General features: G+C 38.7%; 11 protein-coding genes. 3 read left to right on the top strand and 8 right to left on the bottom strand.

Annotated elements, in window-relative coordinates; all coding sequences use genetic code 11:
- Positions 1-211: 211 nt before the first annotated feature.
- Positions 212-1,432 carry a nucleotidyltransferase gene (locus tag GN217_RS15785; RefSeq protein WP_156857615.1) on the top strand — a complete coding sequence of 407 codons (1,221 nt, stop codon included), beginning with the start codon at positions 212-214 and terminating at the stop codon, positions 1,430-1,432.
- A 200-nt stretch (positions 1,433-1,632) separates the two neighbouring features.
- Here GN217_RS15785 and GN217_RS15780 read toward each other — a convergent pair whose 3' ends face one another.
- Positions 1,633-2,655, bottom strand: coding sequence for a SepM family pheromone-processing serine protease (locus GN217_RS15780; protein ID WP_156857614.1), 1,023 nt, complete (start codon positions 2,653-2,655; stop codon positions 1,633-1,635).
- A gap of 188 nt (positions 2,656-2,843) precedes the next feature.
- On the opposite strand from GN217_RS15780, the gene ylbJ reads away from it, so the two are divergent.
- Entirely contained in the window at positions 2,844-4,061 is a 1,218-nt protein-coding gene (ylbJ, locus tag GN217_RS15775; RefSeq protein WP_156857613.1) for a sporulation integral membrane protein YlbJ, read from the top strand.
- Positions 4,062-4,099: 38 nt separating this feature from the next.
- On the opposite strand, the gene coaD is transcribed toward ylbJ, so the two are convergent.
- The 7 genes from coaD to GN217_RS15740 all read right to left on the bottom strand — a co-directional run bounded on the left by coaD (position 4,100) and on the right by GN217_RS15740 (position 8,995).
- Complete coding sequence (gene coaD / locus GN217_RS15770) at positions 4,100-4,585, bottom strand: pantetheine-phosphate adenylyltransferase (protein ID WP_156857612.1); 486 nt, start codon at positions 4,583-4,585, stop codon at positions 4,100-4,102.
- A 14-nt stretch (positions 4,586-4,599) separates the two neighbouring features.
- A complete protein-coding gene (gene rsmD / locus GN217_RS15765; protein ID WP_232334464.1) occupies positions 4,600-5,154 on the bottom strand; it encodes a 16S rRNA (guanine(966)-N(2))-methyltransferase RsmD in 555 nt (184 codons plus the stop codon).
- Positions 5,155-5,769: 615 nt separating this feature from the next.
- Positions 5,770-6,045 (bottom strand): YlbG family protein, encoded by a 276-nt coding sequence (locus GN217_RS15760; RefSeq protein ID WP_156857610.1) that lies wholly within the window; start codon positions 6,043-6,045, stop codon positions 5,770-5,772.
- A 363-nt stretch (positions 6,046-6,408) separates the two neighbouring features.
- Positions 6,409-6,849: a YlbF/YmcA family competence regulator gene (locus GN217_RS15755; RefSeq protein ID WP_156857609.1), complete on the bottom strand. Its 441-nt coding sequence runs from the start codon at positions 6,847-6,849 to the stop codon at positions 6,409-6,411.
- A 57-nt stretch (positions 6,850-6,906) separates the two neighbouring features.
- On the bottom strand, positions 6,907-7,143 hold the full coding sequence (locus tag GN217_RS15750; protein ID WP_156857608.1) for a YlbE-like family protein: 237 nt from the start codon (positions 7,141-7,143) through the stop codon (positions 6,907-6,909).
- A gap of 11 nt (positions 7,144-7,154) precedes the next feature.
- A complete protein-coding gene (gene ylbD / locus GN217_RS15745; protein WP_156857619.1) occupies positions 7,155-7,565 on the bottom strand; it encodes a spore coat protein YlbD in 411 nt (136 codons plus the stop codon).
- Between the two features lie 368 nt (positions 7,566-7,933).
- Positions 7,934-8,995, bottom strand: a complete 1,062-nt coding sequence (locus tag GN217_RS15740) for a CAP domain-containing protein (protein ID WP_156857607.1) — start codon at positions 8,993-8,995, stop codon at positions 7,934-7,936.
- Between the two features lie 176 nt (positions 8,996-9,171).
- On the opposite strand from GN217_RS15740, the gene GN217_RS15735 reads away from it, so the two are divergent.
- Positions 9,172-9,549 carry a YugN family protein gene (locus GN217_RS15735; RefSeq protein ID WP_156857606.1) on the top strand — a complete coding sequence of 126 codons (378 nt, stop codon included), beginning with the start codon at positions 9,172-9,174 and terminating at the stop codon, positions 9,547-9,549.
- The last annotated feature ends 54 nt before the right edge of the window (positions 9,550-9,603 follow it).

Below are 9,603 nucleotides of genomic sequence, written 5' to 3'. Positions count from 1 at the left end.
TTAGAATGAGAGTGAGTCATCGTGATTTACCTCCGTATGTTTATGGTTTTGGTCAACTTTAACTATACGTGGTTTCACGATGGCTTTCTATTTATTTAGCTGTTGCATTTCATTTTACAATGAAGCATAAAATCTTTTTTCTGCTTTTAGCTGAAATTCTCTTCCTTTATTTGTTACAATAATAGCACATTAATGCTGGGAGTTGAAATAAATGAAAGCTTGTGGCGTCGTTGTCGAATATAATCCCTTTCACAATGGTCATGCATATCATGTCCAAAAAGCTAAAGAAGTATCACAGGCTGATTCCGTAATTGCAGTTATGAGCGGTAACTTCCTACAACGCGGGGAGCCTGCAATCATCGATAAATTTCACCGGACAAGAGCCGCCCTTTCCTCCGGTGTTGACATCGTATTAGAGTTACCATATGCTAACGCGGTGCAAAATAGTGATTATTTTGCAAGAGGGGCTGTACAATTGCTTCATGAGCTAGGCGCTTCAAGTATTTGTTTCGGGAGTGAAGCTGGTACTGCAGAACCGTTTATATCAGCTAACCTGGTACAGAAAGAACGGAAAAAAGAGTATGAAATCGAGTTAAAAGCACGCTTACATCAAGGTCTGTCTTTTCCAGAAGCGAGCATGAAAGCGTATGAAGCAATTGGACTTGTAAATCAACAATTCGATCTGTCCCAGCCGAATAACATTCTCGGCATGGGTTATGTAAATACAATCCTTGAACAGGATTTGCCGATGGATATCCATACAATCAAACGATTAAACAATGAGTTTCATGATCCTGACATTACGGGAGAAATTGCAAGTGCGACGAGTATTCGAAAAGAAATCATTGAGCATCAGAACGTAACATCACAGGCTCGCGCAGCACTTCCAGCGATCACTGCTGAAATGCTCCAGCAATATAAACAAACAACTTCTCATTGGCATCAATGGGAACATTATTTTCAACTTGTGAATTACCGGGTGCAAACAATGACTCCCCAGGAACTCCGGCAAATCCACGGAGTAACAGAGGGAATCGAATATCGCTTGAAAAATACTGCTAACCAAGTGGAAAATATGGAAGATTGGTTCCGCAAAATCAAAACCAAACGGTATACATGGACGAGAATTCAGCGGATCTTTACTCATCTGTTAACGAATACGACTAAAGATGAACTAGCCCCATTTTTGGCCGATGATTCTAAACTTCCATATGTCCGAGTTCTCGGCATCACCGAGCAAGGACAAAAATATTTAAACCATGTAAAAAAAGCAATCAAAATTCCTGTTCTATCTAGCTATCGTAAAAACATGCATCCCTTAATGCAACTAGAAGAAAAAGCGAGCCTTTCCTATTACAGTATCCTTAAGCCCTCTACCAGAAAAATGCTATTTAACCAAGAATTAAAAGGGCCAATCCGAATCGTTAGATAAAGTGAAACTTCATTCAGTGGAGGTTTCCGTACCTCCCCCTACTGAATGTTAGAACGATTTACGGACTGTATATCCCCCACCTTCACATGTTGGGCTTCCTTCATGTTTAAAGGTGGGGGTATTACAGACCATTAATGCGTGATTAAAAAAGCTTGCAGGCAGGGTAACGTTACGATTAATTACTCTGCCCGCAAGCTTTATTATTTTTCAGGTAGTGCTTCTAAATACTCTAATGCATCATTAAACGTATCAACTGGTACAATTTCCATCGCTGTGCCGATATCTTCTGCTTTTTCTTTAGCAACGACATAATTGGAATCCTCTCTTCCTTCCTCATGTGGGGCGAAGAAAATATCAATTCCCTCCCTGTCAGCAGAGACAACCTTTTTGTCTATTCCACCGATTCGGTATACATTTCCTTCATAATCGATTTCTCCTGTACCGGCAATTTCATAACCTTTTGTAATATCTTCCTCGGTCAATTGATCGTAAATTTCTAAAGCGAACATTAACCCGGCACTTGGACCACCAATTTGACCACTGGAGAACTCGACTTCAGGATTCACCGTCACTTCCCGATCGGTTACCAAACTGATTCCCATTCCTACTCGAGTCTCATCATCTGGAAAGTAATCCAACGTTATTTCTTCCGTTAGTTGCTCATCTTCTCTCAATAATTCAACCGTAATTGTTTCACCAGCAGCCTTTTCCTCAACATAATTGATTAAATCAGTGGATTCAGTGATTTCGATCCCATCAATTCGAGTTATTAAATCTCCCATCTCAAGCTTTCCAAAAGACGGCATATCCTCGACAACGCTTACGACATACACACCTGCATAATCGATCTTAATATCACGACCAGCTGCCTCGTAAGCGACTACGAGAGAGGCTTCCTGGGAGCTTTCCATCACTTGAAGTTGTGCATGCATATAATCATCTGTGCTTATCCCTTCTGGAATTACTTCATGGAGAGGTTTAATCTCGTTATGTGGAAGTATTTTTGCAAGGGTATAATGGAGTGGTGTAGCCTGTAGTCCGCTAACCGTCACTAAGTACATTTCTCCTTCACTTTCGTATGCATCAGCCACTTCCACAATTGGATTTAATGGCTCGGTATTCCCAGGTTTTTGAATATAATATGGTAATTGATATGTAGCAAAAAAGTATAAAGCGATGAAAAAAATTAAATAAAACAGTATTTTTTTCTTTGAGAATTTCATCTTCCAGTCAACACCTTCCTTTCGAATAACTATATTCTGTAAATAGTAGTCATATTCAAAGCCCTAAGCTGCGTATATTGATAGAGAATATATAGCTTGTACTTAATTCGCGCAATTATTCTCGTGTTTATTTTACACCTTCTAAAATTGGTTGTACAGAACATGCTCGTGTATTAGGGGGCTTTAACTTGAATCCATTTGTGAAAACTATTTTATTAGCAGCAATTACGATTTGTTTAACGATATTACTTATATATTTTCCCGACGAAGCATTAGCCGCTAGCTTACGTGGGTTGAACATGTGGGCAGAAGTAGTTTTCCCTTCTCTTCTGCCATTTTTTATTACTGCAGAATTATTACTTGCTTTCGGTGTTGTTAAATTTCTCGGCGTCTTATTTGAGCCGATCATGCGACCGCTATTTAATGTGCCAGGTGCCGGTAGTTTCGGATGGATGATGGGAATGGCAAGTGGGTACCCAACAGGCGCGAAAATAGCGGCAAGACTTAGAGAAGAGAAACAATTAACCCAAATTGAAGCAGAAAGGCTCGTATCCTTCACAAATAATTCGAGCCCATTATTTATTTTTGGAGCTATTTCAGTCGGTTTATTCCATAATGCTGCGCTTGGCGCGTTACTTGCGGCAGCTCACTATGGAAGCAACATGGTTGTCGGGATACTCATGCGGTTTTATAAAATACGCGAAGAGAAGCCGATAATTAATAAGGCAAAGAAAAAAAATAATAGCCCGATTCTTATTCAAGCAGTAAAACAAATGCACCGGACACGCAGTAGAGACCCTAGGCCGCTTGGAGAAATACTTGGAGATGCAGTTTTACAATCAATTAAAACTCTCGTCATGGTCGGTGGATTTATTATTTTATTTTCCGTTATCGTTCAACTGCTTCACCTTGTAAATTTCACTATATTATTCAGTAAACTATTTGAAGGTATATTCTTCTTGCTTGGCATTCCCGGTACACTTGCAGTTCCGTTTTTTTCAGGACTTTTTGAAATTACGCTTGGCGCAACATTGATATCCGAAATCACAACTGACTCCTTACTCCCGAAAGTAATTCTCGTGAGCTTCATACTCGGTTTTAATGGCTTTTCCGTTCAAGCGCAAGTCGCCAGTATCCTTGCTAAAACAGACATACGCTTTTCACCTTATGTATTTGCCCGCGTTTTACACGGAATCATTGCAAGTATCTTGACCATTATATTCTACAAGCCACTTTATTTGGATTACCAAACAATGGATAGCGAAATTACAGTAGCAACTCAACCTACAGATACCTTCTTTTCCTATACACTTCAGCAGCTTACAAATATTGGACCATTTATTACAATTCTTTTCCTATGGGTAGGTTTCCTCTTGTTTATCAAGAATAGTAAAAATGAGAGCTAACATTCTGTTCACTTTACCCGAATGTTAGCCCTCAAGCATTATGTAAAATTAAATTTCTTTTTTAATTCCAATTCAACAATCTCCGGTACAAGCCCGGTAATATTACCATTATACTGGGCAACTTCTTTAATCATGCTCGAGCTCAAAAAGGAAAATTGATTATTAGTCATTATAAAAAACGTTTCAATATCTTTATTTAATTTCCGGTTCATCGAAGTAATCTGCATTTCATACTCAAAATCACTAATTGCCCGTAAACCACGAATGACCGCATTTGCGTTTTTTTCGGTAGCATAGTCCATAAGTAGAAAGTCGGAAGAATCTACTTTTACGTTCGGCAAATGTTTTGTCGATTCTTTAATTAAATTCACACGTTCCTCCACAGTGAACAACGGTGATTTTGCTTGGTTATTAAAAACCGTTACAAGAATTTCATCAAAAATTTTTGCCCCTCGCTCAACAATATCTAAATGTCCATTTGTAAATGGATCAAAACTGCCAGGAACAATAGCTAGCTTAGTCATGATCTAACCCCTTCCTATTTAAAACGGTAGATAGTTACTGCAATTGTACTGCTGTAAACTTCTTGTTTTTGTATCGTCAAATTTGCTGTTTCTTCCGGCAGTTTATCACGTGGATCGTGTTCACAGTATAGTAAACCATTTTTCCTGATAAGCTCATATTCGATAATCTCTTGAATAAGAGAGATTAGATTTACCTTTCCGTACGGCGGGTCAAGCAGGATTAAGTCAAAGACAATTCCGCGCTTTGCTGCTGCCTTCAAGGCGCGCTTTGCATCAGCCCGATATACTTCTGCTTGGTTAGCCATTTTCACCGTTTTTAAGTTTTCTTTGATTGTATGTATTGCTTTTCCTTGCTTATCAACAAAGATCGCTTGGTCCATTCCACGGCTGAGCGCTTCGATTCCGAGGGAGCCACTGCCGGCAAATAAATCCAATACACGTCCCCCGTCAAAAAACGGGCCGATGGATTGGAAGATCGCTTCTTTGATTTTATCTGTTGTTGGTCTAGTTTCATTACCGGGGACAGCTTTTAATGCCTGTCCTTTTCGTTTTCCGGCTATTACTCTCATGGCGGTCACTCCAATTCGACGATTCGACATTATCCTACCACAAAACCAAAAATAATTAAACTTATGTTTACTTACGATTAACAATTAGTGAATTTGTATCTTGCAAGTATAACATAACTTTAGCCGGGGTTCGAAAGTCTTTAACGTATGTACCTAGACATCATTAATTAAATAACCTCTATTCCGAGGGGGTGGATAGATAGGTTATTTTTTTCATATTGTATAATTTTTATTTGTTTGTACATACTAGCATAATGATTCAACTAAACGTTAGTTGGTTGATTCAAACAGAGTATACTTATTCTTCCCCGTAGGTTTTACTCTGGTTTCTCCTCTCCCTTTGTCTTTTTGTTTTCATCATGAAAACAAAAAGAACCTGCAGATGTTTGTTCTGCAGGTTTTTTTCGTGTTGTAGTACTATAAAATAAAAATGCTGTGATAACTTAGTTATTCAGGGTTAGCCACGTCCGGCTCCAGCGCCCAACAACTATCAAACTTCACACTCCTCCAATCGATAAGTCAACATCAACTCACTATCGTTCGTTGTGTTTCCTTTATCTCATTCCAGAGTGCTCCAGTTTGTACGTTGCTAAACGGGCGCTTCCGCCTTTGTTCTTAAATACCCATTTTATAATCAAATTTTTTCGCTTCGTCAGGCTTCGTATTCTCGTAGTCTGTGCGGACAAAAGGTTTGTACGACCGGTCTACTTTGGATACGAAGGAATGCCGGAGAAGCTTTTTCTCAATCGTTTCAATATCCTCTTGATTAACATAGACTACGGCATATTTATGTTTTTTAGAGGCATGGATGAGATTACCATATCGTTTAATATGCTTCAGGTTTTTCATATGTTGGAACCATACAATCAACCCTTGTCGCTTTGGGATCAAGATTTCACCTACTCCATATTTATAAAGTGAAACTTCATTCAGTGGGGAATTCCTTACCTCCCCACTGAATGTTAGTTGAACAGAATCAGGTATTTACGGACTGTATATCCCCCACCTTCACATATTGTGTTTCCCTCATGTTTTGAGGAGGGGGTATTACAGAACGTTAATACGTGATAAAGTGAAACTTCATTCAGTGGGGAATTCCTTACCTCCCCACTGAATGTTAGTTGAACAGAATCAGGTATTTACGAACTGTTTATCCCCCACCTTAACATGTTGGGCTTCCCTCATGTTTAGAGGTGAGAAGATTACAGAACGTTGATACGTGATAAAAGGAAATAATGAAAAGTAAATTTATCATTAAGACGCGCAGCCACAACTGCCGCCACTTCCACAAGAACTACAGCCACTATCGGTTAGAAGTGCTCCATCTTTCGGTACTTTTATTTGATTGCTGACGCTAAAGGCGATCACTTCGCTAATTTCATCTAATAAACTTTGCACATTCCGTTCAGCCACTTTAAAAGCGGCAACACTTTCATGCATATCCATCGCCCGTTTTGTTGAGCGGACTTTCTTCATTATTTCTTGATAATCAGGATGATAACGTCCGAATCGTTGTATATCATCATAATGTTCTTTTATATCGTTAAAAGCTTTTACTAGCTTTTGCGCTTCTTTATCTTGTTCTAATGATGCTTTTTTCTCAAGATAGTCTCGCATTACATCCGAATCGAAAACTACTTTTCCAAGCTCTTCCGCATCATCTAAAATTGTTACATACTCCATTGTCGCAATCATTTTAACACCTCCACCCTGATTTTAACATTTAATTGGATTTATGAAAATAAAACGGCACTAATCTTTTAAAATGTTAGCAACATTGATCAACATGGAAGCCATTTGAACTTGATCACTCACACGATTTAACCTGCCGGAGAAAGTTTGACCATAGAACACTTTAGCTTCCTTCTCAAGTTCTGGAAGTAACTTTGCTCCCTCCCTAAGTAAATATCGATACCAGATTGGTTGTCGTCTGATAAACTCAAGCAATTTCGGCTGCTCACGTAAATAGAGGTAAACTGCCTGTTCCATGTTCTTCCCCCCTAGTCTCTAAACCAATCAAAAGGCTGTCTAGTTCTATTCTCTTGTGCCGGTGGTTTTTTGTATATATCGACAATTTCTTGTACCGTTGCAATTGTATTACTTAGTTGCTGTACCTGTTCTTGAAGCTTATTTACATCTACCGTTTCTGTATATTTTAAAATTTGCTTTACAAAGTCAGGTTTTAAGTCAAGTTTAGAAAATGTCTGTTTCTTCTCTTCACCGCTTTTACTTTTTTCATCTGTTTCTTCTTTATATTGTTCCCAGTGGATGTCATCTTCACCGAGCAGAACCCATTGCTCATAGATTTCTTGCCAGCTTTTCCCATCTTTACGTATTTTACGGACTAATTTTGGGTGGCTGTTTATAAATGATTTGAACCGTTTAAGCTCCACATTAGATTCTTCTGCCATCATCACTCACCTCATTTGCAATTAGATATTCGCATATTATTAAAATATGCAAATAGGCATGAACTGTTCAAAAGCTTATAATCAACTCAACTATTGCAATCTGAGCTAGTTAAGAACGCCTGCACCATGTAATAACTGCCGTATACTTTCAGTCAGCTTAGGTGTGCACCTATCATCAGGAAGTCCGCAGGCGGCCGGGTTACTCCTCGTAAGCTTTATGGTGAGATAATGGTGGAATATTTTCCATTAATATTAATCCACTCCACCGGGCAACTGAACGGCGATTAGAGAGCCAGTCTGGAGGACGAGCAAGTCACTTACGCTGAAAAAAGCATACTGTTTAATGGAGACAAAAAGAAAAAGCCGAGTTACATCGGCTTTGCTAAAAAGTTCTGTGTATAGTAAAAGCGATAAACTCCTACTCCTAGGTGAGTATATTCTTCCTGAAGCAGTGCTTCCCGGTGGCCATCACTATTTAACCAACCTTCAACTGCAGCTGGGGCATCCGGGTATTGTGCTGCAATATTTTCCCCAGCAGATATATAAAGTAACCCTGTAATTTCTAGCCTTTCTTTCAATCCATCCCCATTCAAACTATAATGAGAAAAATAATTATTATCATTCATATCTTTACTATGATTGTATGCCACACCACTTACATCTTCTTCCCATTCCAATGTAGATTTATCAAAACGGTTCCTTAACACGTTACTTATATTGAATATTTGTTGTTCCATCCCCTTTTCCACTTGACTCCATTCATTATCCGTAAGATCTGGTTTAGCTGGAAGCGGACCGCGGTAGACAACTTCATATGGTTGATGGCGTAATAAGACGTCCGCTTCCATAAGACGAACAGATGACAACTCATTTGTAAACGTATCAAAGTAAAATTGCATGAATAAATCGTCGGAAACCTTTACTAAAGGTCGCTGGATCATATCTTCTGCTGTCATACGGAATGTATAAGTAGCGTAACCGTCTGTATAACCGACTTCTTCCTTGAATGGAAACTCTTCTCTAATTGATTCATAAGATGCCCCAAGTTGAATCGGCTCTAATGATAAACCATTCCCAATAGCATAAATGGTTTGCACATGGTCATCTTCTATTCCGAATTGGATATAGTAATCACTTTCGTTCGTGTAAACCCACCATATGTACCCGTAAGCGCTCAAATCCTTTCGTACAGGCTCGCCCATCTCCTGTTCGAGCTCTTCTATGGGTTTTCCAATCCAATGGTATAAATCCCCTTGTAACACTTGTTTACTCGCTGTAAGGACAGGTGTTGACTTTGCTTGCAGCATAAGGGCTTTTTCAACTGCTTGTGACTCCACTTTTTCTTGACTATTCAGTTCGTCTTGTTCTATCCAATAAAAAGCAAGAATAACAACGATAGTAAGTAGTACTAAACTTCGTAATATACGCATCGATACAGCCCCTCTATTATGATATATTACAGTCTATGAAGATATAGTATGATACATTCAATGTTTTCCCTATTAATTCTAATTATAATCCTTTTTAACCGAACAGGTTTTCATTGCAAATTATTTCTATTCATACTATGATTAAATAAAGTGGACAATTATTAGGGGTGAAAAAAATGAGAATTGAAAACACTGGAATTGACGATTTAGTAATGGACTTGAAACCGCTTGATAAAATTACGGGGCAGCATGCCTTTATCCGTGCTGGACAGTGGGACTATGAACGAGTAACATATGATTACAAAATTGGTTCCAATGAAAAAAATATTACATATTATATCCGTGTTCAAGGTTATGCGACAAGTGGAGATGTAGATCGCAGAGATGCGGTGATCAAGCTATTAACTCCATTACTCGGTAAGCATTACTATCCACATGGAATCGAGTATGGTGAAGAAGAGAACTTCCCAGAATCACTCGTGGAACGTGCGCAAACATTGCTAACAAACTTAGCCAATGAATTAAAACCACTCGCTCAAGAAAAAGGTAATTAAAAAATCAGGTCAGCTATCAAAATAGTTGACCTGATTTTTTTAAAATCGCACTAC

This window comes from Oceanobacillus sp. AG (assembly GCF_009746545.1).
Classification (GTDB): Bacteria; Bacillota; Bacilli; order Bacillales; family Amphibacillaceae; genus Oceanobacillus; species Oceanobacillus indicireducens.
This window is presented reverse-complemented; position numbering and strand designations above follow the sequence as displayed.

Bases quoted from the DNA above. Each gene is read 5' to 3' on its own strand.
- GN217_RS15785 (WP_156857615.1), top strand. From the start codon at position 212: ATGAAAGCTTGTGGCGTCGTTGTCGAATATAATCCCTTTCACAATGGT.
- GN217_RS15780 (WP_156857614.1), bottom strand. From the start codon at position 2,655: ATGAAATTCTCAAAGAAAAAAATACTGTTTTATTTAATTTTTTTCATC.
- coaD (WP_156857612.1), bottom strand. From the start codon at position 4,585: ATGACTAAGCTAGCTATTGTTCCTGGCAGTTTTGATCCATTTACAAAT.
- rsmD (WP_232334464.1), bottom strand. From the start codon at position 5,154: ATGAGAGTAATAGCCGGAAAACGAAAAGGACAGGCATTAAAAGCTGTC.
- GN217_RS15755 (WP_156857609.1), bottom strand. From the start codon at position 6,849: ATGATTGCGACAATGGAGTATGTAACAATTTTAGATGATGCGGAAGAG.
- GN217_RS15750 (WP_156857608.1), bottom strand. From the start codon at position 7,143: ATGGAACAGGCAGTTTACCTCTATTTACGTGAGCAGCCGAAATTGCTT.
- ylbD (WP_156857619.1), bottom strand. From the start codon at position 7,565: ATGGCAGAAGAATCTAATGTGGAGCTTAAACGGTTCAAATCATTTATA.
- GN217_RS15740 (WP_156857607.1), bottom strand. From the start codon at position 8,995: ATGCGTATATTACGAAGTTTAGTACTACTTACTATCGTTGTTATTCTT.
- GN217_RS15735 (WP_156857606.1), top strand. From the start codon at position 9,172: ATGAGAATTGAAAACACTGGAATTGACGATTTAGTAATGGACTTGAAA.